The sequence below is a fragment of the Psychromonas aquimarina ATCC BAA-1526 genome (assembly GCF_000428725.1).
Taxonomy (GTDB): domain Bacteria; phylum Pseudomonadota; class Gammaproteobacteria; order Enterobacterales; family Psychromonadaceae; genus Psychromonas; species Psychromonas aquimarina.
Genome location: NZ_KE386792.1, coordinates 26,824 through 53,704 on the forward strand (window position 1 = coordinate 26,824; position 26,881 = coordinate 53,704).

17 protein-coding genes are annotated in these 26,881 nt (G+C 42.3%); 8 read left to right on the forward strand and 9 right to left on the reverse strand.

Annotated features, from left to right (window positions below; translation table 11 throughout):
* Window positions 1-267: 267 nt before the first annotated feature.
* The 3 genes from G337_RS0121780 to G337_RS0121790 form a co-directional block, all read right to left on the reverse strand.
* Window positions 268-1,017 carry a substrate-binding periplasmic protein gene (locus tag G337_RS0121780; RefSeq protein ID WP_028865727.1) on the reverse strand — a complete coding sequence of 250 codons (750 nt, stop codon included), beginning with the start codon at window positions 1,015-1,017 and terminating at the stop codon, window positions 268-270.
* 230 nt (window positions 1,018-1,247) lie between these two features.
* Window positions 1,248-1,997, reverse strand: coding sequence for a substrate-binding periplasmic protein (locus tag G337_RS0121785; RefSeq protein WP_028865728.1), 750 nt, complete (start codon window positions 1,995-1,997; stop codon window positions 1,248-1,250).
* A gap of 154 nt (window positions 1,998-2,151) precedes the next feature.
* Entirely contained in the window at window positions 2,152-2,901 is a 750-nt protein-coding gene (locus G337_RS0121790) for a substrate-binding periplasmic protein (RefSeq protein WP_028865729.1), read from the reverse strand.
* 163 nt (window positions 2,902-3,064) lie between these two features.
* Here G337_RS0121790 and G337_RS0121795 point away from each other — a divergent pair, with 163 nt between their 5' ends.
* From G337_RS0121795 to G337_RS0121820, 5 genes are all read left to right on the forward strand, one after another.
* Window positions 3,065-3,643 (forward strand): thymidine kinase, encoded by a 579-nt coding sequence (locus G337_RS0121795; RefSeq protein ID WP_028865730.1) that lies wholly within the window; start codon window positions 3,065-3,067, stop codon window positions 3,641-3,643.
* 379 nt (window positions 3,644-4,022) lie between these two features.
* Window positions 4,023-4,877, forward strand: a complete 855-nt coding sequence (locus G337_RS0121800) for a type 2 periplasmic-binding domain-containing protein (RefSeq protein ID WP_028865731.1) — start codon at window positions 4,023-4,025, stop codon at window positions 4,875-4,877.
* Between the two features lie 12 nt (window positions 4,878-4,889).
* Window positions 4,890-6,383, forward strand: coding sequence for a methyl-accepting chemotaxis protein (locus G337_RS27085; protein WP_051303509.1), 1,494 nt, complete (start codon window positions 4,890-4,892; stop codon window positions 6,381-6,383).
* A gap of 617 nt (window positions 6,384-7,000) precedes the next feature.
* On the forward strand, window positions 7,001-8,353 hold the full coding sequence (nhaD, locus tag G337_RS0121810; protein WP_028865732.1) for a sodium:proton antiporter NhaD: 1,353 nt from the start codon (window positions 7,001-7,003) through the stop codon (window positions 8,351-8,353).
* A 647-nt stretch (window positions 8,354-9,000) separates the two neighbouring features.
* The gene (locus G337_RS0121820; RefSeq protein WP_028865734.1) at window positions 9,001-9,876 is read left to right on the forward strand and encodes a crotonase/enoyl-CoA hydratase family protein; all 876 of its coding nucleotides are present in this window, start codon (window positions 9,001-9,003) and stop codon (window positions 9,874-9,876) included.
* 1 nt (window position 9,877) lies between these two features.
* On the opposite strand, the gene G337_RS0121825 is transcribed toward G337_RS0121820, so the two are convergent.
* The 3 genes from G337_RS0121825 to G337_RS0121835 all read right to left on the reverse strand — a co-directional run bounded on the left by G337_RS0121825 (window position 9,878) and on the right by G337_RS0121835 (window position 14,276).
* On the reverse strand, window positions 9,878-12,442 hold the full coding sequence (locus G337_RS0121825) for an ATP-binding protein (RefSeq protein WP_028865735.1): 2,565 nt from the start codon (window positions 12,440-12,442) through the stop codon (window positions 9,878-9,880).
* Window positions 12,439-13,578, reverse strand: coding sequence for an HD domain-containing phosphohydrolase (locus G337_RS0121830; RefSeq protein WP_037028419.1), 1,140 nt, complete (start codon window positions 13,576-13,578; stop codon window positions 12,439-12,441). Before G337_RS0121830 ends, G337_RS0121825 begins: the two co-directional genes overlap by 4 nt.
* Before the next feature lie 518 nt (window positions 13,579-14,096).
* Window positions 14,097-14,276, reverse strand: coding sequence for a hypothetical protein (locus G337_RS0121835; protein WP_028865737.1), 180 nt, complete (start codon window positions 14,274-14,276; stop codon window positions 14,097-14,099).
* Between the two features lie 393 nt (window positions 14,277-14,669).
* On the opposite strand from G337_RS0121835, the gene G337_RS0121840 reads away from it, so the two are divergent.
* Complete coding sequence (locus G337_RS0121840) at window positions 14,670-16,322, forward strand: sensor domain-containing diguanylate cyclase (protein ID WP_028865738.1); 1,653 nt, start codon at window positions 14,670-14,672, stop codon at window positions 16,320-16,322.
* A 433-nt stretch (window positions 16,323-16,755) separates the two neighbouring features.
* Window positions 16,756-17,271, forward strand: a complete 516-nt coding sequence (thpR, locus tag G337_RS0121850) for an RNA 2',3'-cyclic phosphodiesterase (RefSeq protein ID WP_028865739.1) — start codon at window positions 16,756-16,758, stop codon at window positions 17,269-17,271.
* 1 nt (window position 17,272) lies between these two features.
* Here thpR and G337_RS0121855 read toward each other — a convergent pair whose 3' ends face one another.
* The 3 genes from G337_RS0121855 to G337_RS0121870 form a co-directional block, all read right to left on the reverse strand.
* Window positions 17,273-20,197 (reverse strand): UvrD-helicase domain-containing protein, encoded by a 2,925-nt coding sequence (locus G337_RS0121855; protein ID WP_028865740.1) that lies wholly within the window; start codon window positions 20,195-20,197, stop codon window positions 17,273-17,275.
* A gap of 151 nt (window positions 20,198-20,348) precedes the next feature.
* The gene (locus tag G337_RS0121860) at window positions 20,349-22,205 is read right to left on the reverse strand and encodes a methyl-accepting chemotaxis protein (protein ID WP_028865741.1); all 1,857 of its coding nucleotides are present in this window, start codon (window positions 22,203-22,205) and stop codon (window positions 20,349-20,351) included.
* A 578-nt stretch (window positions 22,206-22,783) separates the two neighbouring features.
* Window positions 22,784-25,462 (reverse strand): nitrate reductase, encoded by a 2,679-nt coding sequence (locus G337_RS0121870; RefSeq protein WP_028865742.1) that lies wholly within the window; start codon window positions 25,460-25,462, stop codon window positions 22,784-22,786.
* Window positions 25,463-25,910: 448 nt separating this feature from the next.
* Here G337_RS0121870 and cobA point away from each other — a divergent pair, with 448 nt between their 5' ends.
* Window positions 25,911-26,792, forward strand: a complete 882-nt coding sequence (gene cobA / locus G337_RS0121875) for a uroporphyrinogen-III C-methyltransferase (protein ID WP_084605593.1) — start codon at window positions 25,911-25,913, stop codon at window positions 26,790-26,792.
* The last annotated feature ends 89 nt before the right edge of the window (window positions 26,793-26,881 follow it).

Here is a 26,881-nt window from a genome sequence, read left to right on the forward strand (position 1 = left end):
GCGAAGAGTTGTAACTACATAACTATAGTTTATATTTCTACATGAAAAAGCTCTTAAGCGGATATTTACAGGTAAAGTGCATATACCTTATCCCGACAGCTAAATACCTGAAAGTTAGAGAACTAACAGGTATCGGCAGGCTTATTTCGTAGAATAGACAAGTATCGGAACAGTGACAGCGGCTCCATAGAAAATTCAAATGAACAATAACGGGAATCTATACAGATAAGAAACAGGCTGAACATAATTGAATCTTTATTTTCAATCTTATTTCATTTCCATAAACTGCATAATAATCTCATCGTAGCGGCCTGATTTTTTCAGCTCTTTTAATCCAATATCCAGTTTATCTGCTGTTTCCTGAGCTTTAGCAGACTTTTTGGAAAGTAACATAAACATACCCGCCTTTCTGATAACTTTAGGGTGATTGGTAAACAGCGGAACTTTAGCTGGTGAAAACAGCCGGTTAATAGTTGCGTAGCCAACAAAAAAATTTGCGGGCAAAGCATCAATTCGGCCTATTAATAACTTTTTAAAGCTAAGCTCTTCTTTTACCGCAATATCAAGATCTATGCCCTGCATTTTAAAACGCTCAACATGTTCATAGCCAAGTGTTCCTCCAATTTTATACTTTTTAAGATCACCTACACTTTCCCATTTAAAATCCGTACTTTTTAAATGAAAAAAAACTTCATTTGCGATAATTAACGGCTCTTTATGATAAATAAAATTTTGCGCTCTTTTTTCACTAAACCACCAGGGGAAGGTCCCGATCATAGTCCCCTTCAGTACCTGATTATAAGAGCGTTTCCAGGGGAAATATTTATATTCAACCTCAATGTCCTGGAGCTTAAAAGCTTCTCTGACAATAACCTCTACAAGCTTATCGCAGGAGCTTTCTTGTGATACATAGGGGGCCCATTCCCCGATTGCTAAAACAACTTTTTCACTAGCCGATACATTAATCGACCAAGCCAGCAGTAAAAAACTAATCAGCAGAGAGCATCTATTATTCATATAAACTCCTTTTTAGTGATTATTATAGAAGATAGACACTGCTGGCTATACAGCTCAAACAACAAATATTTACCATTGAGGCCGGCACGCGGGAAAGACGAGTCCTGTTATTTAAGCCTTTCGCAGAGATGAGGAAAAGTTATAGCAGTTTCATAGAAGCTCGAAATAAAGAGCAGCAGGTTATACAGATAAGAAACAGACAGAGTATAATCAGAACTTTATTTTCAATCTTATTTCATTTCCATAAACTCGAAAATTATTTCATCGTAGCGGCCGGATTTTTTTAGCGCCTTTAATCCAAGATCCAGTTTATCCGCTGTTTCCTGAGCGTTGACAAACTCTCTGGAAAGCAGCATAAACATACCAGCCTGTTTGCTGACTTTCGGGTGATTAGTAAACAACGACACTTTAGCGGGTGAAAACAGCCGGTTAATAGTTGCGTATCCAACTATAAAATCTGCGGGTAAAGCATCAATTCTGCCTGCTAATAGCTTTTTAAAGCTAAGCTCTTCTTTTATGGCGATATCAAGATCTATGCCCTGCTTTTTAAAACGTGCAATATGTTCAAAGGAAAGTGTGCCTCCGATCTTATATTTTTTCAGATCATCTATATTTTCCCATTTAAAATCAGTGCTTTTTAAATGAAAAAAAACTTCTTTCGCGACAAACAGAGGCTCTTTATTGATAATAAAGTCTTGTTGTCTTTTTTTATCAACCCACCAGGGAAAAGTTCCGATTAGCAGACCGCTGCGTACCTGCTCAAAAGAGCGTTTCCAGGGAAAATACCTATATTCAACCTCGATGCCCTGGTGCCTGAAAGCTTCTTTAACAATGACCTCTAAAATTTTATCACGGTAATTAATCTGTGATACATAGGGAGCCCATTCCCCTATTGCTAATACAACTTTTTCACCCGCTAATGTATTAAACGACAAAACCAGCAGCAAAAAACTAATCAGTAAAGACCCGCTCTTTTTCATATAAATTCCTTTTACTGATTATTATAGAGCATAAGCAGTGCAGACTATGTAGTTTAAACAAAAAGGAAAAGCTCTCTGTCCAGGCTGGATAGTGAATAAAGATAACCTCATGATTTAACGGTTAAGCAGAGATAAACAGCTGCATTGCTTTAGCTTATTTCCTTTCCAGAAACTCGATAATAATTTCATCGTATCTGCCTGACTCCTTTAATTTCTTTAATCCTCGATCCAGTTTATCGGCTATTTCCTGGGAGCCGGGGTAGTTTCTGGAAATGAGCATAAATAAATTCCCCTTTCTTAAGGGTTTAGGGTGATTAGTAAACAGAGAAATTTTAGCAGGAGAGAATAGTTTATTGATCGTATCATAACCGACAATAAAATCAGCCGGCAGCGCATCAATTCGGCCGCTCAGCAGCTTCTTAAAACTGAGCTCTTCTTTCGGAGCAACGTCTACCTTTATTCCTTTACTTTCAAGCTGTTCAACATGGGAATAAGAAAGATTACCGCCGATTTTATAGTTTTTTAAATCATCAAAACTGTCCCATTTAAAATCCGTACTTTTTAAATGAAAAAAAACTTCATTCGCGCCAATCACAGGTTCCTTATTGATAATAAAATCAACCTGCCTTTTTTCATTAGACCACCAGGGGAATGTTCCCGCATAGATGCCGTCTTCAACCCGCTCAAGTGAACGTTTCCACGGGAAATACTCGTATTCAACGTCAACACCTTCCAGCTTTAACGCTTCAGAAACAATAACTTCGGCTATTTTATCATTATCATTTCTGGCTGAAACATAAGGCGGCCATTCACCGACAGCAAATACGACAACCTCATTTGAAATGACTTTAAAAGAAAGTACAACAAACAAAAGGCATGCAAGATAAATCCAGCTGTTTTTCATCGAATTTCTCCCCTGCATGACTATAACAAAGCATAGACGTGAAGGATGATTCCGGTCAAATATACGGCTGATACTGCAGCCCGGCAATGATATTTATCAGTGCGCTTCACAGCAATTGAATGCTAAACTAGGCCCGAATATCTGGGCAATAAGGAACCATATTTTGGCGCAACTCTATTTTTATTATTCGGCAATGAACGCCGGGAAATCAACTTCACTTTTACAATCATCTTACAACTACCGCGAACGCGGCATGAATACCCTGGTAATGACCGCATCAATTGATGACCGGGCCGGCGTTGGCAAAGTCGCATCAAGAATCGGTATTGAAAGCGATGCACAGGTTTTTACCGCTGATGATAATTTAGCTGAGATAATAGAAGCAGCCCATAACAAGCAGGCGCAGCATTGTATTTTAATCGATGAATCACAGTTCCTAAGTAAAGAGCAGGTAAGACAACTGACCCATGTCGTTGATAATCTAGGTATTCCAGTATTATGTTACGGTATCAAAACGGATTTTCAGGGAGAACTGTTCAGCGGCAGCCACTATCTGCTGGCATGGGCCGATAAGCTGGTTGAACTAAAAACCATCTGTCATTGCGGACGTAAGGCAAATATGATCCTGCGCCTTGACGGAAGCGGTACTCCGATACGTGAGGGTGCTCAGGTCGAAATAGGCGGTAATGAGAGTTATGAGTCAGTCTGCCGAAGACATTTCAGAACCATCTTCTGGGATTAATTTACCCCGGCTCAGCAGACAAGTTCTGCTTATCCCCTCCAATCGAAAAGCAGGATAACTATCCTGCTTTTTTTCACCATTTCCACATGTAACTATTTGTAACAAATTGAAAAATCAGCTTACAGGCCATAAAACGCGGCACAAAAGAACAATATTTTATAAACTATCCTTTTGAAAGTTGAAAATATAATCATCCTGTATATATTCAGTTTAACAAATCACTCAGCAGCATCAGTGTGCCTTTGTTAGCGCCAACTCGTTGTAAATCATCTTTGTTTCCATATCTACTCAGCCCGCCTTTATGGTTGATTGTGCATATCCGAAACAAAAACAACACAAAAACCTACGTTTTAGATCAACAACAAACAGGAACAAGCATATGCAAATAAACAAATGGATAGGTAACTTGCTTATCTTTGTCTGCCTTTCAGCAGCGATACCTGCGCAAAGTAATGAGGTTGTAATTCACAAGGTCCCCCCACGTGACGGCCTGGTTCAGGATATCCTTTCCTTAATACTCAGCAAGTCAGATCCGCAGGCGAGTATACGCCAGCTGTCAGAAGAGCTGCCTGAGCCGCGCCTGATTGAAGAGATACAGTTAGGAAAAGTCGATTTGATGTGGGCCGGTGCTTCTCCGCATTTAGATGAAAAATTACTGACCATACGTATCCCCCTGTATAAAGGACTGCTCGGCCACCGTATATTTATTATCAAAAAAGAGCATCAGGCGCGTTTCGATGATATTAAAACACTGGCCCAGCTTAAACAGTTAACCGCTGGTCAGGGTACACTTTGGGGGGATACCAAAGTACTGCAGGACGCGGCGATTCCAGTAGTTACCACGCTTAAATACCCCAACCTTTTTTATATGCTGGAAGGCGAACGTTTCGATTATTTTCCACGCGCCGTACATGAACCCTGGGATGAAGTGGCAGCAAGACCTGAACTCAACCTTGCTGTAGACAAAAATGTTCTGCTGGTTTACCCCTTCGCCATGTATTTCTATGTCGAGAAAAACAACCAGGCCCTGCATGATAAATTAGCCAGGGGATTTGAGGCTGCGATTGCCGACGGCAGCTTTGACCAGCTGTTTTTAAATCATCAGATGATTAAAGATGCACTGCAGAAAACCAATTTAAAAAACCGTACCGTCATTAGAATAAATAATCCCAATATGCATCCGGATACACCCGTTGACCGCCCTGAATTATGGTTAGATATCACCAGCCTCTAGGAAGAGAATAATATGAATTCAATTACAAAAAAATCTATGCTGCTGCTGAGCAGTGTTTCATTACTGGTGATGGTTATTGTTTTTTCCACCAGCTATATTTTTGCCCGCGGTTACTTCGATAATTTACTGGCAGAGGAGACGGCAGACTCGCAGACAACATTAGAGATAGTACTTAAGGAGCCTGTTTTTGCCTACGATAAAGAGCTGATCGGGGATATTTTAGGGGCCTTTGTGATGCGCCCTTACATCCACAAAATTTCAGCTTATGATCACCGTGATCAGCTGTTATCGGAAAAAACAGCTGCCGACTCACAACCCGACAATGAGCAGGTTATTTCAAAAGAGGTTGCGATTAACTGGAACGGCAATAAGCATATCGGTAAATTAGTGATTATCTACCGCACAGACAGTAATGACACGCTGCTGACCGCGGTAAAAAGTGCCTTTTTTGCTATCGGTTTTATTTTAATCATAGTCTTACAGTTAACTAACTGGCTGGCCCTTTCTAGCCTTGTGGTGAAACCGCTGCGTACTGTGGGTGATGCATTATCTGTTATTGCATCCGGAGGCGGCGATCTAACCAGCCGTTTAAGCATTAAAAGCAATGATGAAATCGGTAAGCTTGCCGATGACTTTAACCACTTTATTACCCAGCTGCACGCTATTGTTAAAGGCGTAGTAGAAGCCGCGAATGAAGTTAATAATACTTCCACTACCATCATTAACTCCGCGTCAAAAAATGTTCAGGCAACACAGCAGCAGCTGCAGGAAACCGAGCAGGCTTCAACGGCTCTGCATGAAATGTCGCTGACCACTAATGAAATTGCACAAAATGCCAGCCATACCGCTAAAAGCACAGAAAGCTGCAGTAAACTGGCACAGACCGGCAGTGACGTTGTAAATGATACCGCGGCACAGATTAATCTGCTGGGTAACGATATGATGGTAACCGCTGAAAAAATCAGTCAGCTTCGAGATAAAAGTGAATCCATCGGTTCAGTATTAGATGTAATAAAAAGCATCGCTGAACAGACTAACTTACTGGCACTGAACGCGGCCATTGAAGCGGCCAGAGCAGGCGAACAGGGACGCGGTTTTGCCGTGGTAGCAGACGAAGTACGCAGCCTGGCGAAACGTACTCAGGAGTCGACTTCTGAAATTGAAAAAATCATTGACGAGCTGCAGAAAGCTTCCACCGAAGCGAATGATTCCATGGATGAAAGCCAGCTGGCCCTGCAGAAGACTGTTGATGAATCAGCAAATGCCGGTATAGCGTTAACTGATATCCAGACAACGATTGATGAAATCACCGGTATGAATGCGCAGATAGCGGCCGCCTCCGAAGAGCAGAATGCGGTCGCGGCCGATGTCAGCCGTAATGTTACGCAGATCTTTAATATCACCAATGAAGTAACCGACAATGCGCAGGGCGCACGTAGCGCAAGTACACGTCTCGGTGAACTGGGAGAAGGATTGATCACTAACTTGTCTAAATTCAAAATATAACCAGTTATACCCGTTATCATTCAAGATGCAAAAATCAGCAAGTCGTGAGATGAACAGTTTCTAGGCGTGAAGGTGAAGATCTAACGGGTATAGATTTAAATAATCTAAAGCCCTGACAGCAAAAACTGCCAGGGCTTTTTATAAAATCAGATATGAATCGCTATAAATTCAGCAATAAAAGTATAATGCAGTATCATTCAGATTAGACTCAGGCATCTTCGCTGTCTACATGTTTAACCAGAACCTTCGCAATCTCAGTCTTAGCCAGTTTGTCCAGCTCCTTGAAAGAAAGCGCTGCGCCGATGTCATACCGCTAAGTAGTAATTAGAAAAAGCTGATACTTGATAGTGATAAGATCTATCTCTCTGACTTAATTTAATGGAGACTAAACATAAAAAGACGCGTGAATTTTCTGTATCTGAGGTGATTGGTTTTAAAGAAGGCAAAGCAAAAAAGAATACAATCAAGATATGACCTTGAATAATATCTTGATTGTGAAGACAAATAAGGTTTTAAATAAAAAAATGACTAAACTTTTAAAGTCCAGACTATAACGCTAAAATAGAATTTACTATCAACATTACGATTAGTGCTCACACAATTATACAGGAGGTAACATGACAAGAGCAGAGGGAGGCGTTCAAGCAGTTGACTTAGCCGTTGAACCGTTCGGCTGGTTATTATTAGCAATATTTATAGTAGGGTACTACTTTATTGCGGCAGAAGAAAAATATCATATAAACAAAGCTAAGCCGGCATTGTTCACTGGTACATTTATGTTTATGCTGCTCGGCGGTTATTACGCCGTCAATGGACTTGATTTTTCAGCATTTGACACAGAAATAGCACACCTGATACTAGAGATTGCCGAGATTTTCTTCTTCCTGTTTGTCGCGATGACATTTATCGAAGCACTTATTGAGAGAAATGTGTTTGATGCTTTAAAAGAAAAACTGCTTAAATCAGGATATAGTTATAAAAAACTCTTCTGGGTAACAGGATTTTTAGCCTTTTTTATCTCACCAATTGCAGATAACCTGACAACGGCCCTTATTCTTTCGACGGTACTTATTACAATAGAAAAAAACAATAAAGCTTTCTTAGTCCCTGCCGCTATCAACCTAGTCGTAGCTGCAAATGCTGGTGGTGCCTGGTCTCCATTTGGCGATATTACAACACTGATGGCATGGTCTGCCGGTAAGGGAACCTTTATTGATTTCTTATTTTTATTTCCTGCTTCTATCATTGGCTGGATTATTACAGCTTCCTTACTTTCTCGTTTTGTTCCAGAAGGCTTTCCTCAGAAAATTGAAGGTTCCGAACCCGTTCATATTCATAAGGGTGGTAAGGTAATCATAGGGCTTGGTATATTTACAATCGCTTCAGCCGTTTTAGGCAAGCAGCTGATGCACTTACCTCCTATGTGGGGAATGTTATTCGGTCTTTCACTTTTACAACTTTATGCATACACACTTAAAAGATATCATGATCACGACATTCAGATTTATAAATCTGTTTCAAAAGTTGAAAATGACACTTTGTTATTTTTCTTTGGTATCTTAGCTGCCGTTGGCGCACTTCACTTTGCAGGTTTCTTAAGTCATGCAGTTAAGCTATACACTATGTTTGACCCAACATATGTAAATGTAGGCGTAGGTTTCTTATCGGCAATTATTGATAATGTGCCGGTTATGTCTGCCGTTTTAAAAGCTTCACCAGATATTCCTTTAACTCAATGGATGCTGGTTACTTTAACTGCCGGTGTAGGCGGCAGTATGATCTCTTTTGGCTCTGCCGCAGGTGTTGGCGTTATGGGTAAACTTAAAGGAGTATATACTTTTGGTGCGCATATGAAATACTCATGGACGATAGTTATCGGCTACTTTGCATCCGTTGCTGTTTGGTACGCTCAATATGAAGTTTTAGGCTTTTACATAAAACCTGCAGTTAAAGTAGTTTCTGGTCACTAATTTAAAGTTAATTTGTTCTCAGGCTCTGCTTGAGAACACTCCTTCTCTCGATATTAAACTTCAAATCAGATATTAATTATTACTTTCATTTTTTAAAGGCATTTAAATAACAAATGTCAGCATCATAGCGTTATGATTTCGCTTCTCAGTACACACTCAACTTCGTTATCAGTCATTAATGTAGAGTGGCTGCACTGCATGACTTCTGCCTTGCTGAGCATAAAAATAGCCTCCAGCAGAAACAAAGAGCAAAGATAAACAGGCCCTAATGAAAAGTTAAAAACTTTTACCCTCAAATAATTTAAAACCTCAACAACACTAAATAAGGGACAGCCGTTTTTCGTATTCATGCCCTGCCCTGCCCTGTGTCTTTTAGTTAATTCAGAAATACACGCGCTGCGCCCTCCTGAGTAAAGTAATCGACAGCAGCAAACAACAATAAACAGAAGATGCCGCCTTGTTTTACAAGGTGAGAGTGAATATACCCTCTTATTTTTATTACCCTTCAATAACAAACATTTATTAAACAAATCTCGTACTTTTCATTGTTGTTACACTGTATGCCAGTTTGCCGACTACGGCAGATGTAAATAACCGCTCATCAACATAAGTTACTGAGCAGCATAACATATTTTAAGGAAAAACAAATGATGGATAACCTGGCAAGAATGATCGATTTTGACGATGCAAAGCAGCAGAATGACTTTAACAAGCAGCTTAAAACACATTATGATAAAAAGTATAAAACCGGCTGGTATTTCATGAACGCACAGCCGCGATCATGTTTTACATCAGCTTTATTAGATGAAATTAATGAATATCAGGAAAGTGTCAAGAGTGAAATGGAAAGCAGTCAACAAAGTAAATATGACTATCTGGTACTCGCTTCCGATGTTGATAATGTATTTAATTTAGGAGGAGATTTAGCTGTTTTCTTTGATCTGATAAAAAAGCAGGACAGAGATGGTCTGCTTACCTACGCCACAAAATGCATTAATGTTTTACACCAGAATATAACTCACCTTGGCAGTGAACTGACAACAATAGCGCTGGTACAGGGCGATGCACTGGGGGGCGGCTTTGAAGCGGCTTTATCAAGCAATGTATTAATTGCGGAGCGCGGCACTAAGTTAGGACTGCCTGAAGTTTTATTTAATCTATTTCCAGGCATGGGCGCCTACTCACTGCTCAGCAGAAAGGTAAATGCGCCAAAAGCGGAAGAGATTATTTTAAGCGGAAAACTGTATTCCGCCGAAGAGTTATATGAACTGGGAATCGTTGATATTCTTGCTGATAAAGGTCAAGGGGAAACCGAAGTTTACCGCTATATTGATGCAGCTAACCGTAAAGCAAACAGTTATCAGGCCATCAGAAAAGTACGGGATATCTGCAGTCCAGTTCCCTACCAGGAATTGTTAGATATAATCACAATATGGGTTGAATCAGCATTGAAGTTAACTGACAAAGATCTGAGAATGATGGAAAGACTCGTTATGCGCCAGACCGCCAAAAATACTCAGTAATTTATTGCATATTTTTACCTATCGAAGCCTTAGATAAGGCATCATTTAAGGCTTCTACTGTATTCTTAAAAGCATATTCAACAGCATTGACCAGCTGGCTTAATTTTTCTGTTCCAATATCATAGGGCTTGCAGGCCTCACTCTGCCGGCATATTTCAGAAAGTTTATCGGCCCCCAATTCTGAGGCTGCTCCTTTTAAAGCATGTAATGATTCACGAAGCTGCAGATAATCATCGGACGCGGCTTCTTGAATAGACCTGATATGCTTTTCACCATCCTGTGTAAAACCGCTAACCAGACGCTCCATAAAATCGAGATCACTATCCAGTAAAAACAGTTCTTTAAGCACAGCTTGATTACACCAGGACTCACCTGCTCCGCTTATAACCTGCGGAGATGATTCATCGTATTCAGTTGATAGCGGCAGCACAGCAGCAGGCTCCTGCCTGCCTGCTTTATGCGCCATCGTTTTAGATATAAGCGCAATTTTTTCTAATAAGGCACGAGAGTCCAGGGGCTTGGTTAAAAACTCATTAACCCCCAGGCTCACAGCTAACTTTCTCGCTTCCGGCGTGGCATCTGCAGTCAGCATAATAACGGGTAAATCACTGCAGCTGTCCATAAAACGCAAAGCTTTCACTACTTCATCACCTGAACGCTCCGGCATATTTTTATCGACAATTAACAGATCTATCTGCTCAAAATCTGCCGCCAGCACGTCCAGCGCTTGTTCGCCGTTGTCAGTGATAACAACTGAATGACCAGCTCTGCGCAAAATACCTGAAAGGACCTGCTGGTTGACCTTGTTATCTTCCGCAATCAATACATTTAAGACTTTGGCTCCGGTTTGACTAGCGTAATATTCGGCAATAGAGACCACATTAGCGCTATTGCTGTAATTACTTTGTGCCGCATGGATTGCATTGAACAGAGCTGGTTTATTACCTAAATCTTCAATAACTGAAATATAGTGCTGGTCGATTTCATTATTGTATAAATACCCCTCTGCAGGATTGAGCAGCACTAAACAAACATCATCCAGCAGCTGCTCAGACTGCAGCAGGACGGCAAATTCAGCAGCAGTCATATCCAGCAGGCTTAATTCATCGACAAGGATTATTTTATAAGCACAGTTTTGTCCACGTTTTGTTTTTAACTTATTTAATGCGTGCATAGGTGATTTGACAAAATCCACCGGCAGGTCCCATGCAGTCAAAGAAGCTTGTATAAGAGCCTGAGTCTGCTCTGTTGATAAAACTAATAAATAATTATCACTGATATCCAACGGGGCATTAGGCAGGACAGTAAAAGGTATTTCAAACCAGAAATTAGAACCATGGTTTAGTTTACTTTCAACACCTATCTTACCGCCCATCAGTCCGACCAGCTCTTTGGCAATAGTCGTCCCAAGGCCGGTACCGCCGGTGAGGTTATCAGCTGAACTCCCCACCTGGGTGAAATCATCAAAGACGCTGCTTAATAACTGCTTGTCTATACCTATACCGGTATCTTTAATATCAAAACGGATTATAGCCGAATGTTCATTACCTGCGGCTTTAGAAACATGTAGATTAACGGCTCCACACTCAGTAAATTTTATCGCGTTGCCTATTAAATTGACCAGAATCTGGCGAATATATTTCTGATCACCCTGCAGTAAAAAGGGCACATCAGAGTCTATCCGCGATGTCATGCTCAGCCCTTTTGTCTCAGCCATTACCTTTTGTATTGAAGTAACAGAGCTGATTAACGGGTGCAGGTCAAAGGACTCTTTCGTAATAACGAGTTTACCGGCTTCAATTTTCGAAATATCGAGTACTTTTTCAATAAGCTCAAGTAACGATTCTGCAGAGCTGCGCATAGTGGCAACAAGATTACGCTGTTCAGGATCGAGTTTAGTTTCCCTAAGTAAATCGCCTAACCCCAAAACTCCATTCAGCGGCGTTCTCAGTTCATGGGACATATTTGCTAAAAAGCGGCTTTTAGCCTGATTTGCATTCTCTGCCATTGTTATAGCAGCATGCAGCTTCTTAATTAAAAAAATTGAATACAACGGGATTACCGTAATTAAGATCAGCAGACTTACAGCAGAAGACTGGTGCAGCTGCCAGTATTCTCCCCAAATAACAGCACAGACAAAACCAATAAGAGCAACTGTCATAGAAATATATAAATAATTAACACCGTACCTAAAACCGTTGCCTAAGATAACCCAGAGGTAGAACACAAATAGAGAAATTGTCTTATCCGAAGCGATAAACATGATAATCGATAATGATACCAGGTCTAAAAATATGCCTGCTATTCTTCTAGCAGGGCTTGGTTTTGGGTTTATTATTATTGCGCCGGCAATCGCAGCTGCTAAAATGAAATAACCTAATATGACCAGGTTTGCTGTTGATAACTGAATATCATAAAACTTCTCTTCCGCGCGCCATGAAAAACAAAAAATAGCAATCAATAACAAGCTTATACATACACGTACCAGCGCCTGTTCGGGTTCATTATCACCGGTTTTGTTTAAATGCGCTTTGACTGAGCCTAATCTTTTTAAAACAGTTTTCATTCACAGAGTCTTTTCGGTCTTACATGATCAGGATAATCAGTCTGTATTTGGCTAATTTCAGCTAAGCGTTCACAAAACGCATCAACACATTGCGGGTCAAACTGTGCACCGGCTTGTTTTTTTATAAAATCAATCGCATTTTCAACTGACCAGGCGGCTTTATAGGGCCTTACAGAGAGGAGTGCATCAAATACATCAGCAACAGACACGATACGGGCTATTAAAGGTATATCCGTCCCTTTCAATCCGTTGGGATAGCCTTTTCCGTCAAAACGTTCATGATGATTAAGTGCGATAACAGCCCCCAGCTGCATGTATTTTGACTGGCTGTTTGAGAGAATTTCATAACCGATTGTGGTATGGGTTTTCATTACTTCCCATTCACTGTCATTTAATTTACCGGGTTTTAATAATACATAATCCGGTATGCCGATTTTTCCAATATCATGCATCTGTGCAGCATGCTCAAGATCAGCACACTCCTGCTCGCTTAACCCTAGCTCTTCTGCAATTTTCCGGGAGTATTTAGCCATCCTGATAACATGATTACCGGTTTCTTCATCACGATATTCCCCGGCTTTAGCAAGACGTAAAATGGTTTCCTGTTCACGCTGAATAATCAGCTCAGTCGCAATGCTGACCTGCTGTGCTAACCAGTTGGCTCTACTTTGAATTATCATATGCTGCTTATGCAGCTTTAATAAGTTTCTACAGCTGGTTCGGCATTCAATTTGATCGATAGGTCTGGTTAAAAAAGCAGTTGCCCCCGCTTCAAGCGCCTCATAACGCACAGCCTTTTCGCTGACAACGGTAATCATCATAATCGGGATATATTCGCCGGTTCTTGTTCTGCGTACTTCTTTTATAAATTCTATACCGTTTAAACCGGGCATTTTATAATCAGTCACAATAAGATCAGCCGGATTGTCTTTCAGCCATTGAAGAGCCTTTTCTGGATCATCAAAATCGACAACCTTAATATCATCCGCGATCTGCTGGATAATTTTTCCCAGGATCATTCTTCCCGTTGATTGATCATCAACAATAACTACCTGTCTGTGGTTATTCAAATCAGCTCTTCCACTTTGATTAAGAGAATTAGTACTTACAATAGAAGGGACGATATTATGATGCATCTGCTTTTCTCAAAAAATATACCTTGCTGACTATCACTCGTGATTAATGTTTTTACAACCATCTTTAGGGGCTGTTTATCTTTACTCTTTGTTCCTGCTAAAGGCTGTTTTCATAAACAAACAGCCAGAAGGTAAAGGCAAATTTAAAGAAAGTGTTGTGCATATGTTAAAACGTGCACGAAGAACTCGGCTATCTAGGTTAACTGATTGAAATTAATTCGCTCATTAAAAGTCAAAGATAAAACTGTCACCTCTGGTGCGCCTTTGGTAAAAAGCGGCAGAGAAATACTTTTTTAATGATAATGGGTATGTACTTGAAAATAAACTCATTTAACCATTCTTCAGTTCAATTTGACTGGTCAAGCAAATTTGCCGGCTGGTAGTTTTTAAGATAAATGGATGCCCTTTAATACACTAAGAGACTTTTTATCTAACCAGCAGATTAAAACATTGCCGGCATTGAACAGGAAACCATCAGCTCGGAACAGCAGTTAAGCTGTTTCATCCGGCTTAACTGACTATTCTTCGCTGTTTATCTCATCGCCGATATCATTAACAATATCTCTCGAAGTATGACCGATTGTTGTCGTGACCTCTTTTGTTGCATGGCCGATTTCTCGTCCTGCGCTTTTAAATTCTGCACAGGCGCTTAACCCCAGGGTGAACATTAATACCGATAATAAAACAGGCTTTTTCATAAAAATTAAATCCGTAAAGAAGTAAAAACCGCATTAAATTATATACTTTTATAAAGTCAGTGTCGCCATTTTAACTGAATCAGGGTTCAATACGGATAAACAATATGACTACTAGGCATTGCCTTAAATAAGCAGCAGAGCAGCCTGCTGGAATTAAAGGATAGGACAGCTAAAGTTTTTTTGTTTTGAAGAATTAGAAGTGCTTAGAGCCCGCAAACCGCTTTAGAAAATATTAGATAAACAACTCTAAAAGTACGGCCAGAGTCAACCGGCGGCTGCAGTCGATAAATTCAAGATATATATTTTTGCATTGAGCGAGTTCTGAGCCTAGTATGTTACTATCAATTTCTGCCCTGTTTTGCCAAAGCATTCAAGTTGTTATAAGGAACTTACTTGAAAAAAGAAATCTCTCCGGATAAAACCTCATTTTTCAGAAGCATAACCTTCCGGTTAGTAATAATCGTTGCATTGTTTGTCTTATTATCTGGAACAGTCAGCACAGTATTCACGACATCCAAGGTGAAGAACCAGTTAATCAATGATATCCAGAAGCAGCAGCTGGTCTTTTCTGAATATATATCAAATAACATAGATATTGAGATTGGCAGAAGTCTTGTTTTTTTTACTAATTTAGCAGACGAATTATCTAAAAAGCATTTCGGATCAGGTGACCGCTTGATCACCAAGCTGCAGGATGGAATACATGTCCCTCCTGGTTATCAATACGGTGTTATATTAATATCTCCCGACGGAAAAAGATTAATAGCCGAATATCCTGTACTGCCCGGACAAAAAGAACTTTCATTTGTTCAGAGTGAATGGTTTCAAAGGGCTAAGCTGGCAGATCAGGCAGTTATCAGCCGCCCATTTAAGAACAGAATTAACCAGAAACCCAGTATTGTATTTGCGGCTCCCGTAAAAAATATAAAAAATAAAGTGATTGCCGTTGTCGCTGGTCTAGTGGAAATTGAGCAGGCAAAAATCTTCAAGAATTTATACTCTTCAGCAATAAAAGGCAACGCTGATATTATTGTCATATCTCCTAATGATAAATTACTTATTGCTTCGAACATACCGGAAATGGTGTTGAAGCCGACACTAGAACCAGGCAGAAACAGATTATATGACAAGGCCATGAACGGCTATCGGGGAGTCGGTATAACTGTCAATGCAGACGGTGTTGAGGAGTTAGCTGCCGTAACCGGAGTTGAAAGTACAGGATGGTTTGTCGCAGTCCGACTGTCGGTCAAAGAAGCTTATCAGCCTGTGAAGCAGCTGCTGAAATCACTGGTAATATATAATGTGTTGTCAGCATTTATCATAATCTTGATTATTGTTGCAGCCCTTGTCACTATGCTGTCCCCTTTAAAAAAAGCAGCGCTTTTAGTTAGAGAGATGGCTCATGGGAATCTTCCCTTAAAAAAACTCCCAGTTACCCATAAAGATGAAGTTGGTGACTTGATTGACGGTTTTAACAGCCTGGTGGGCACAATAGCTGAACGGACTAATGAGTTAGAAGCTGCAAATCGAAAGCTGGCAGCCCTAAGCATTACCGATGGACTGACAGGTTTAGGCAACCGCCGTTATTTCGATGAGAAACTGGAGCAGGAGTGGAGCCGCGCGTCACGTACCCAGCAGCCGCTGGCGCTGGGGATGATTGACGTTGACTGGTTCAAAAAATACAACGATCATTACGGACATCAAATGGGGGATGAATGCCTAAAAAGCGTCTCCAATGTATTGTCCTCAAGCATCGGCCGAACAGGTGATCTCGTAGCCCGCTATGGTGGTGAAGAGTTTGCTTTTATCGCAGCAGCTACTGATACTGAGGGCGCCCGAGTTATTGCCGAGAAATTTAGGGAGACCCTGCAGAGGCAGGCTTTGCCTCATGCGGGTTCGGAGTTTGGATTTGTATCCGCCAGTATTGGAGTAGCAGTGATGACGCCAGCCGAGGGAGAGGAATTAGTAAGCCTCATCAAGGCTGCGGACAAGGCGTTATATCTTGCCAAAGAACAGGGACGAAATCGAGTGGCTCTATTTTCATGACTGCGTTGATGCTGAACCTATTTAAGAGAAAGACACGAATCAAAAAGATAAATACATAAAGAAACAAATAAAGATTACTCGCATTTTGCTTTTAACTTGCAGCAAAGGCGAAAGTTACTCAGCTGATAATTATAAACGTATAATAAGCCTGTTCGCTTTGTTGTGATTCTTTTAACAGCCTACTCTTCACTGTTTATCTCATCGCCGATACCATTAACAATATCTCTCGAGGCATGGCCTATTTCCTGTCCTGCGCTTTTAAATTCTGCACAAGCGCTTAACCCCAGGGTGAACATTAATGCCGAGAATAATAAAACAGGCTTTTTGATAAAAATTAAATCTATAGAGAAGTAAAAACCACATTAAATTATATACTTTTATAAAGTCAGCGCCGCCATCTTAACTGAATCAGGATTCAATACGGATAAACAATATGACTAAAAAACTCTTTCTAGGCATTGCCTTAAATAAGCAGCAGAGACGGCATCTATACAAGCTGCAGAGTAGTTTTACAACAAACGTCAGGCTGGTGCCGACGACCAATTTACATATGACCTTAGCCTTTTTCGGCCCCCTGTACGACACAGAGCAGCGGCTGCTGGAAAAACAGATAACAGCAATGAACAGATCCAGATTTACTGTTACCCTTGATACTTTGGAACACTGGAGGAAGCCGAGAATACTGTGCATTACCGGAGCCGCTGATGATCCGGCACTGCAGCAGCTGGCGCAGCAGAGCAGCCTGCTGGCGGAAAACTTCAGCGGCTGCAGAAATGAGCACCTTTTTCGTGCGCATATCACTCTGGCCCGCAAGGCCGCAAGCCTGCCCGGCAGCCGGGAAGCGTTCACGCCCCTGACAATTAATGCCGATACACTGCATCTGTTTGAATCAAAGAGCATGGACACAGGTGTCGAATATCAAATCATACGCTCCTGGCCCCTGCATTAAACTAAACAACCGGTAAAACAATCTCCTTTATATCCACCGCATGCCGGCAGCTGGGCTGTTCACTGCCGCGATAGTTTTTACAGCCCCAGAACTGACCGTTTTTACCGGTGCGCAGGGTCATCTGCCCCCCGCATTTTTCACAAAGGGGAAAAATAAAACCGCAATGCTTATCCAGACAGACTTTAAAACCCGGATAGCGATCCCGAGTCATCGGACTTTGCCCGCATTCGCAGGCTCTTTCTTTATGCTCACAACGGGGAAAATTACTACAGGCATAGAAAGTACCAAAACTGCCGCTGCGCGCTGTTAATGTGCCGCCTGCACAGATCCGGCATCTGATTTCATTAACGGCAAGCTGCGCGGGCGGCACAGCAAACTCATTCACCTCTACCTGATAATCACCGTCAATTAACTCACTGACAAAAGGGCTGGCTGCATTCATATCGGCAATAATATAAACACGATGTTTAGCACGGGTTAATGCCACATAAAAAAGACGGCGCTCCTCAGCATGCGCAAACTCCTGCTCTTTAGCTAATAAAGCATCCAGTAAAGGCGGGGTTATTTTTTCTGAGGGGAAACCATGAAGCCCTGAACTCATGCCGATAATCACGCTGTAATCCGCTTCTTTACCCTTTGAAGCATGAAAAGACTGAGTCTGAATATCTAAGTTACTGTATTTATTATTAAGCTGCCGCAGCGCTTTTTTATCCGGCAGCTGGTACCAGAAACGCGCCGTTAAATACACAGAAGCTGTTTTTCCTCGGACTGAAACCTTCTCGGTCAGTTTATCTAATACCTGCTCAAGCGCACCGCTGGCCAGCTCATTTACCTGCTTACCCTGTTTAGAGCGGCTCTGCGCCACACCTTTACGGAGAATAGAAACCGCCGGCTTATCTACCTGGGTGAATGACTTAATCTGTTTATTTATCTGTGCCGGATTTCTGCATACAAAATCAGCAGCTACCTGTCCGATGGAATTATTAAAACGAAAAGTCTGATCCAGTTCGTTTTGTGTGGTTTTACCAAAAAAGCCGGCAAACTCTGTGGTTAAGGTGACATCCGCCCCGCTGAAACGATATATAGCCTGCCAGTCATCACCAACAGCAAATACGGAGGTTCCAGGAAGACTGTCACGCAGCGCTTTTACTAAAGCGGCACGCGGCCGGGAAATATCCTGAAACTCATCAACCATAATATAAGGCCAGGGGGAGATGAATTTCCCCTGCTTAATATAGCTGAGCGCGGTGCAGATCATATCTTCAAAATCAATCTCTCCGGCATTTTTTAAGTGTGACTGATAAGCACCTAAAAGCGGTTTTAATAAAAGCAAAGCTTTACTGACCTGCACGCCGTCAGCAGATGCACCAAGAAGCTTATGTTCTGCTAAAGCATCCAAACAGCTGCCTTTGTACAAAGCAATTAACTGTGCAAACAAACCGGCAAGCTCTGCTGTTCTGCCGCTTTCCCGCAGACTCTGCACGATAAGCGCATCAGGTAACGGGTTTACCTGCACATTTAACCCCAGCAGCGATTCCTGCAGGATCTCAAGCAGCTCGCCGCTCTGCTGCTGGGCTTCAAACAACTCAATGGATACCGTTTGGTATTTCTGGTGGGCGGCGCGCTGCAGCTGCATTGATGCCTTATATTGAGTATCATTAATATAAGGCGCGGCGGCTCCATTTTTATCCGTCGCGTAATAATCGATATAAACATCTAATTCGCTTAAATAAAAGCTCGGCTTGTAACGGCTGAATGCCGCATCTTTTACATTATCCGGGTAAGCGCGCTGATACTGATATTCAATGCCGCGGCTGAATAACCAGTCAGCAATCAGCAGCTCGGCAAAGCTTTTTACTTTTTCTCCTTTGATAGTACAGATATTATTGCTGTTCAAATAATCCAGGTAACCTCCAAGCGACTCAAAATCAAAAGGACTTTTTTCCGGATAATAATAACGGCTGAAATAGTGCAGCGCTGCAGAGCAGTAATTCGGCTGCTCTAATAACAGATTAAAACATTGTTCAACCCACTCTGATTTAGCTTTTTCATCCTGCGCAAAAAGCGACAGCCGGGGGGGCGCCCCTTCCACTTCTGCTATAATTTTTAAACCTAAACTATGAAAGGTGCTGGTTTTAATACTGGTTATGCCGAGCTTATCTTTAATGCGCTGATCCATTTCATCAGCCGCCTGGCGGCCGTAAGCTAATAATAAAATATCCTCTGCCTGTGCCTGGCCGCTGTTAAGCAGATAACCGGCTCTGCCGACCATTACGCTGGTTTTACCTGTTCCTGCACCGGCTAATAAAAGATTATTATCATCATCGGTTATACAGGCGCGGCGCTGCTTTGCTGTTAGAGGGTTGCTTTCTACCTGATCAAAAAACAGCTGATATTTGTGCAGCTGCTTAGACAGATAGGCTTCCCGAAGCTGCTCAATATCCGCCCCCTGCCAGCTCAGTATGAACTTCATTTTGTCCAGTAAATAATTTAACTCCTGTTCCTGCGGATGGTTATCCGACCAGGGAAACCAGCGTTTTGACTCTTTGCGCAGTGCGCGCTGTACCGCTTTTATTAAACTGTGACGCAGATAAGAAGCAGTCGTTAACTGTTCAATTTTAGTTATCACTGCTGCCAGTCGGGGCTGATTGTTTGTTATCCAGTACTGTGTGCACCTTTTTCTAAACTGAGACTGAGTCCTATAAGCCAGTTGAATAACCTGATAGTTCTGCTCCGCGACTTTTATCCTGATACTGCAGCCGAACCAGCCGAGTTTAAATTCCGGCGGACGGGTTATCTCCTGCCAGGAAAAGAATAAAGATTCCTGCTCCTGAGAAAATTGTATCCCCTGCTTAGAGATAACTAACCCGGCTGGCTGACCTACACAGCGGCCGACCCAGGAATGCGCAATAGTCTGTTGCTTCAATGGTGACTCTCTTTAAAACTGATGTTGCTGGAACTAGAAAAAGGATCAGTGTAATGCTTAGCGCCCGACGGAGCAATCAGCAGTGAAGATAGTTGAGGCTGTTTCAGGAAAATCGGCACTAAGTCTTTGCTGCTTAGTGCCGTGATTTCAGTTAAATGGTAAAGCGTTTTATTTCATCGGCTAAAATGGTGGTCTGCTCGGATAACTGATCCCCCATCTGCTCGTTCTGCTGTGCAGATTCACTGGCATTTTCTGCCACATCACGAATAGAAACTACATGGCGGTTTACTTCCGTGGCAACGGCGCTCTGTTCCTGAATGGCTGTTGCAATCGCCGTGGTCATATCCATAATACCGACAACATCGCTGTTTATCTCTTCCAGCAGACGCCCGGCTTCACCGGCCTGAATGCTGCTTTCTTTGCCTTCACTGCGGCACTCGGTGATTAACGTTACTATGCTGGCGGTTCTTGACTGCAGAGAGCCGATAATGCCTTCAATCTCTTTGGTTGATTCCTGAGTACGGCTGGCCAGCGTTCTTACTTCATCAGCTACAACCGCAAAACCTCTTCCCTGTTCACCGGCACGTGCCGCTTCAATGGCCGCATTTAATGCCAGTAAATTGGTCTGTTCGGCAATGCCGCGAATTACATCAAGTACCGAACCGATGGTTTCACTGTCTTTCGCCAGCTCATTAACCACAGCTTCCGATTCAGTAAGCTTCTCGGAAAGCATCTCGATCTGCACAATCGTCGCATCTACGCCCTGCTTGCCTTTACCGGCATTACGGTTGGTCTGTTCCGCTTTATCAGCAGTATCTGTAGTATTGCTGGCGATCTCTTCAATCGTTGCCACCATTTCAGTAACAGCAGTTGCCACCATATCGGTTTCCTGCATCTGTGCATCTACCCCGGCATTAGCCTGATGAATATTGCTGGACAGGGTTTCAGTGGCATTATTCACGGTAGCAACGGACTGGTTAACAGAAACAATCAGATGCTGGAAGTTAGTTATCATGGCATTAAATGCATTAGCCATATCACCTAATTCGTCGTTACTTTTTGAACTGGCATGAATCGTTAAGTTGTTCGTTTCAGCAACTTCTATAATTGAGTTTTTAATACGGGTGATCGCAGAAAGAATACTGCGGGCCAGCAGCCAGGTAATTAAACTTGCACTGATAATCGCAATAAAGAAGATGCTGTAAGTCAGAGTGTTAATTGCACTGACATAAGAAGCAGAAGCCACGGTTGCTTTCTCTGCCAGGGCAGTTAACAGACGGTTAAGCTTAGCGGCGCTTTCCCCCATACTTTTCTGCAGACCTTGATCAGAGCGGTAGCCTAATACCTCTTTTTCCTTAGCAAGCGCCAAAAAGGCAGTTTTATAAGCACTCAGTCCGCTGGAAATTGATTTTTTCTGTAAACTGGTTAAATAACTGCGGCTGACTGTTGATTCTAATTCACTGATAGTTTCCTGGTAGCGTTTAACATATTTATTATCCAGATGCAGCAGAAAGTCTTTTTCTTCACCGCGGATCTTCAGCATCATCAGTAAAAATGCTGTTGAGTCGCCGATAGCGGTTTGAGCTTCATTAACCGCTTTACCCAGTTTGCCGTAAATACCGCTTTTCTGATCCAGACCAATACGCTTCTGGGCATCAACAACAGAAGTAAAATACTGCTGATACTCAGCGGCACTGCTTTCTAACTGCTCAACTTCGGCACTGGAAATATCCACGGAAAGCAGGTTTTCAGATAAGGTTTTAAAGCTTTCCTGCAGCGCAGAAATATTAACGTTAAAGTCATCCACATATCTGCTGTCAGTGCGGGCAATAAAGTCTTTTTCATTCTGCCGTAACTGCAGGACGATATTTTCGATATCACTGATATTTTTTGATACCTTCATATCCTTCTGTAATGAGGAAGTCGCAAAATTAATCAATAACAACATGACCAGCATACTTACGACAAATACAACTGAATTGACGGTTAACTTCTGTTTAATAAGCATTTTTTTAGCCCTACCGGTTTTAAGTTTTATAAATTACGGAGTAAGGTTTCAATCTAGCTTTCGCAGTGCTCAGCCTTACCTGTTTTTCTCACTAACAAACCCTGCTGCCGCGAGAAAATCTCCATACTCTTTCTTTATATTCTCAATTTATTGATATTTCAGAGAAAAGTAACTTATGCCGCCAAAGCCTGTGCAGTCCCTGGCTAATAGAAATTATTCCCTTAATTTCATCAAACTTTTGTGTATCAGACGCACAGGCCGAACAGCACACAAAAAGTCAGTTTATTCTTCCATGAATTCATATGATGTCAATTTCACAATATAATTGCTAAGAGACCGACCTGAGTGTTACAAAAAGTTACATTTTGAATCTATTCAGGTATATCAATTTTCGTCATTTAGTTGTATGTGCACTTTATTCAGCGGCATAATCAACAGTTTAGGCCAGCAATTATTTAACCGGCAGGCAAAAAGCGCTAACTCTATAAACTTCAGTACTCAGTCACAAAAAAACAGCCTTCTGTCTCCAGAAAGCTGTTTTTATATGTAAACGGGCTAAAAACATACCTGTTCAAATATCAAACAACACATTCTGTAATAATCTGTTCAATCTCATTGATACAGCTGCCGCAGCCGGTTCCGGCTTTTGTACTGCGCCCGACCGCATCTGCAGAGTATAACTGCTGCTTGTGAACCGCATTGCGGATAGTTTTTTCACCCACCTGCTTACAGGCACAGATCATTTTTCCACAGGCTAGTCTGCCCTCAACCTGACCGGAAATAATCGAACGTTCAACAGCCGCATCAATATTTTCATCAAGTAATCCCTGTAACCACTGCAGTTCCTGTTCCTGCAGATCAGCAGCTGCAATATAAGCGCAGTGCATTTTCTGCCCGCTGATATCTGCAAAACGATAAACCGCTTTTGAGCTATGACTAGCGGCTGCATAACTCAGTTTTCTGGCGCCTTTTAGTGAAATCAAAGCAGACAGTTTTATCAGCAGATCCTCAGGAGTTACTTTATCTGCAATGCGGTACAGATAACCTTGTGCCACCTTCTGTTTTACCCAGTAATCAAACTCCTCAAACACTAAGGGAGTGCGGCTTAATATCCAGGCTTCACTGTGATACTGCCACTTTTTAATATTAACCGGCGTATATTTAAACTCCGGCTGTCCGGAGTTAGGATCTGAATTGGCTTTAATTAAACGGCATATATTCGCCTGGCTGGCAGTGCTTTTATTCCAGTGGATGGGCATAAACAGCTGTCCCCGGCTCACCTCACTGGAAACGGACAAGCGCGCTAATACTGAGCCGCTGACACTGCTGACTTTGACTAAATCTCCCTTAGTCAATTTCGCGATCTGCGCATCAAGCGGATTGACGCTAACAAACGGCTCTGGAGTATGTGCACTTAAGCGGCTGGAAATCCCGGTGCGGGTCATGGTATGCCACTGATCACGTATACGGCCGCTGTTAAGACTAAAGGGATATGCAGAGCTGCATTCGCTAAGCGGCTTCTGGTGCTTAACCGCAATCAGCCGCGCTTTTTTATTCGCGGTAAAAAACTGTTTATCGGCAAACAGACGCTGTTCAACCGTTTTATCCTGATATTTCAGCACCGGCCACTGCTGCGGCTTCATATTAAAATAATCCAGCGCACTTAAACCTGTTAAACCGCCTAAATTCAGCGCTCTGTTTTTTCCCCCCGGGTTATCAAGTGTTGTCATTTTCACATATTCATCAAAAATCTGCCCCTCATGCATATAATCAAATGCCTGCTTAAAACCAAGGCGCTTTGCCACCTCGCTGATAATCCACCAGTCGGGTTTACCTTCACCGGGAGTGGGCAGAATACGGCGCTGCCGTGAAATGCGCCGCTCAGAGTTGGTCACTGTACCGGACTTTTCCGCCCAGCCCTGTGCAGGTAATAAAACATCGGCCAGCCGAGTCGTATCGGTATCTTTAATACAGTCTGAGACCACCACTAGCGGACATTTTTTTAAGGCGGCGGTTATTTTTTCACTATCCGGCAGGCTCACCACAGGATTAGTAGCCATTATCCATATCGCTTTTATTTTCCCTTGATAAACGGCATCAAATAATTCAACCGCTTTCAGGCCGGGCTTAGAGGCCAGCTTGTCAGTCTGCCAGAAATCACTGACTAACGCATGATGCTGTCTATTTGCAAAATCCATATGGGCGGCCAGTGTATTAGCCAGTCCGCCTACTTCACGCCCGCCCATAGCATTCGGCTGACCGGTTACCGAAAAGGGCCCCATGCCCTCTTTACCTAAACGCCCGGCTGCCAGATGACAGTTAATAATACTGTTTACTTTATCGGTTCCCTGCGACGACTGGTTAACTCCCTGAGAGTAAATAGTCAGTACTTTTTCTGTACCGGCAAACTTCTTATAAAAAACATCTACCTGACCGGCATCAATACCCAGACGTAGCATAAAATCCTCACGATCAATACACTCCTGCTGCGCACTTTTGAGCGTCTCCTCAAAACCCTGCGTATGATTTTTTATATAATCGACATCTGTCAGCTGATGCTTGTACAGATAAGCAAGTAAGCCGTTAAACAACGCCACATCCGCACCGGGGTTAACCGCTAAGTGCAAATCGGCAATACTGCAGGTATCTGTTCTGCGCGGATCTATCACCACAATATACAGCTCCGGACGCAGCTGTTTGGCGGCTTTTAAACGCTGAAATAATACCGGGTGGCACCAGGCCAGATTAGATCCGCAGATCACCACCATATCGCTTTTTTCAATGTCGCTGTAACAAACCGGCATACTGTCTGAGCCGAAAGCACGTTTATGCCCGGCCACCGTTGAAGACATGCATAGACGCGAATTAGTGTCGATATTGCCGCTGCCGATAAAACCTTTCATCAGTTTATTAGCCGTATAATAATCTTCAGTCAGCAGCTGTCCGGATACATAAAAAGCAACGGCATCAGGCCCATGCTCAGCAATCACGGCTGCAAACTGTTGAGCACTATAATCTAAGGCACTGTCCCAGTTACTTTGTGCACCATTAATCATAGGATGGAGCAGACGCTCCTGATGAGTAACCGTTTCGCCAAGTGCTAAACCTTTTGAGCATAAACGTCCGTAGTTTGCAGGATGCTCCTGATCCCCGCGGATATCTAATAAGCCCTGCGCATTCGGCTTAGCTTCTACTCCGCACCCCACCCCGCAATATGCACAGGTAGTTTTTGTCCATAAATTCTTTTTTGTCTGCATATGACCTCTTTAGCACTGCGAGTTTTTTTATTCATGAAGCAGATAGAGCAAAGAGCGCACCAAGTTCGATTGTTTTTAATAACCAGCAAGTTTTATGACATTTTTATTAACAAATACAGTCACTTAAATTAACAATTTTTGTAGAAAAGAATTTTTATATAACAGCAGGAAGCAGACTACAGAGTACAGATGCGCTTTTTACGCTTCATTTTGGTGTCTTATGCACCAGCGCAGTTCATCTGCAGCTCAAATCCACTATTTCTAAGTATCTGTTGATTTACATTACCCCGCAAAAAACAAAGCATAAGCAATTGAATTAATTAGATTTATAAAAGTAACAATGAATAAAACTAAGATTCTGGCATCACCTTTGCAGTCTCGAGTTCACAACCAGTTAACAAACCAGCTGCTGACTAGCAACAAAAACAGGCATAAAAGAGGTGAGATTATGGGCTTTAAAAAAACAACAAGTACAGTGAGCTCTTTCATTACAGCTGACACTGATACAACAAATATCGCACCTATCCATGCCCCCCAAAAGAGAGCGCCGGGAACAGTTTATCTGGTGGGAGCAGGACCCGGAGATGCCGATCTTCTTACCGTAAAGGCACTGTCTCTTATTCAGCAGTGTGACGTAATTATCTTCGATAACCTGGTCAGTAAAGAGATACGTTTACTTTTCCCTGAGCAGGCTTTATCTGTTTATGTCGGTAAAAGTAAAGGCTCCCATCATTTTACCCAGAGTAAAATCAATCAGCTGTTAGCGGATAAAGCCAGGCAAGGACTGAATGTATGCCGCTTAAAAGGCGGAGATGCATTTGTATTCGGACGCGGCGGCGAAGAGATGATTGAACTTAAAAAACAGGGCATACAGGTTGAAATTGTTCCGGGCATAACAGCAGCGGCCGGGTGCGGCAGTTACGCAGGTATTCCCCTCACCCACCGAGGACTCTCTCAAGGCTGTACATTTGTCACTGCACATGCAGAAAAAGAGCTAGATATAAACTGGTCTGCTTTAGCAGAACTGGACCACACACTGGTGTTTTATATGGGCCTGAGCAAAGTGCCCCTGATTGAAAAGCAGTTAACCGCCGCCGGCCTTAGTAAAGATACACCGGCTGCTATCATTGAAAACGGATGCTGTCCAGAGCAGCGCCTGATCACCGGTCAGCTCAATCAGTTAGCTTCGCTGGTAACAAAAGAGCAGGTGAAATCTCCTGCACTAATCATGATCGGCAAAGTCGTTTCACTATCGCAGCAGCTGCAGTGGTTTAACAGCCAGAGCGGCATAAATAGCACAGCTAATGAATTAAGCCGAATATCTGCTTAGCAATAAAAAATATTTTAAACAAAGGAAACAGGGATTATGACTAAACAGCGCATAACAGCAGAGCATTAAGCAGATTAGCCCGTAACAAA

Bases quoted from the DNA above. Each gene is read 5' to 3' on its own strand.
- G337_RS0121780 (WP_028865727.1), bottom strand. From the start codon at position 1,017: ATGAATAATAGATGCTCTCTGCTGATTAGTTTTTTACTGCTGGCTTGG.
- G337_RS0121785 (WP_028865728.1), bottom strand. From the start codon at position 1,997: ATGAAAAAGAGCGGGTCTTTACTGATTAGTTTTTTGCTGCTGGTTTTG.
- G337_RS0121790 (WP_028865729.1), bottom strand. From the start codon at position 2,901: ATGAAAAACAGCTGGATTTATCTTGCATGCCTTTTGTTTGTTGTACTT.
- G337_RS0121800 (WP_028865731.1), top strand. From the start codon at position 4,023: ATGCAAATAAACAAATGGATAGGTAACTTGCTTATCTTTGTCTGCCTT.
- G337_RS27085 (WP_051303509.1), top strand. From the start codon at position 4,890: ATGAATTCAATTACAAAAAAATCTATGCTGCTGCTGAGCAGTGTTTCA.
- nhaD (WP_028865732.1), top strand. From the start codon at position 7,001: ATGACAAGAGCAGAGGGAGGCGTTCAAGCAGTTGACTTAGCCGTTGAA.
- G337_RS0121820 (WP_028865734.1), top strand. From the start codon at position 9,001: ATGATGGATAACCTGGCAAGAATGATCGATTTTGACGATGCAAAGCAG.
- G337_RS0121825 (WP_028865735.1), bottom strand. From the start codon at position 12,442: ATGAAAACTGTTTTAAAAAGATTAGGCTCAGTCAAAGCGCATTTAAAC.
- G337_RS0121830 (WP_037028419.1), bottom strand. From the start codon at position 13,578: ATGCATCATAATATCGTCCCTTCTATTGTAAGTACTAATTCTCTTAAT.
- G337_RS0121835 (WP_028865737.1), bottom strand. From the start codon at position 14,276: ATGAAAAAGCCTGTTTTATTATCGGTATTAATGTTCACCCTGGGGTTA.
- thpR (WP_028865739.1), top strand. From the start codon at position 16,756: ATGACTAAAAAACTCTTTCTAGGCATTGCCTTAAATAAGCAGCAGAGA.
- G337_RS0121860 (WP_028865741.1), bottom strand. From the start codon at position 22,205: ATGCTTATTAAACAGAAGTTAACCGTCAATTCAGTTGTATTTGTCGTA.
- G337_RS0121870 (WP_028865742.1), bottom strand. From the start codon at position 25,462: ATGCAGACAAAAAAGAATTTATGGACAAAAACTACCTGTGCATATTGC.
- cobA (WP_084605593.1), top strand. From the start codon at position 25,911: ATGGGCTTTAAAAAAACAACAAGTACAGTGAGCTCTTTCATTACAGCT.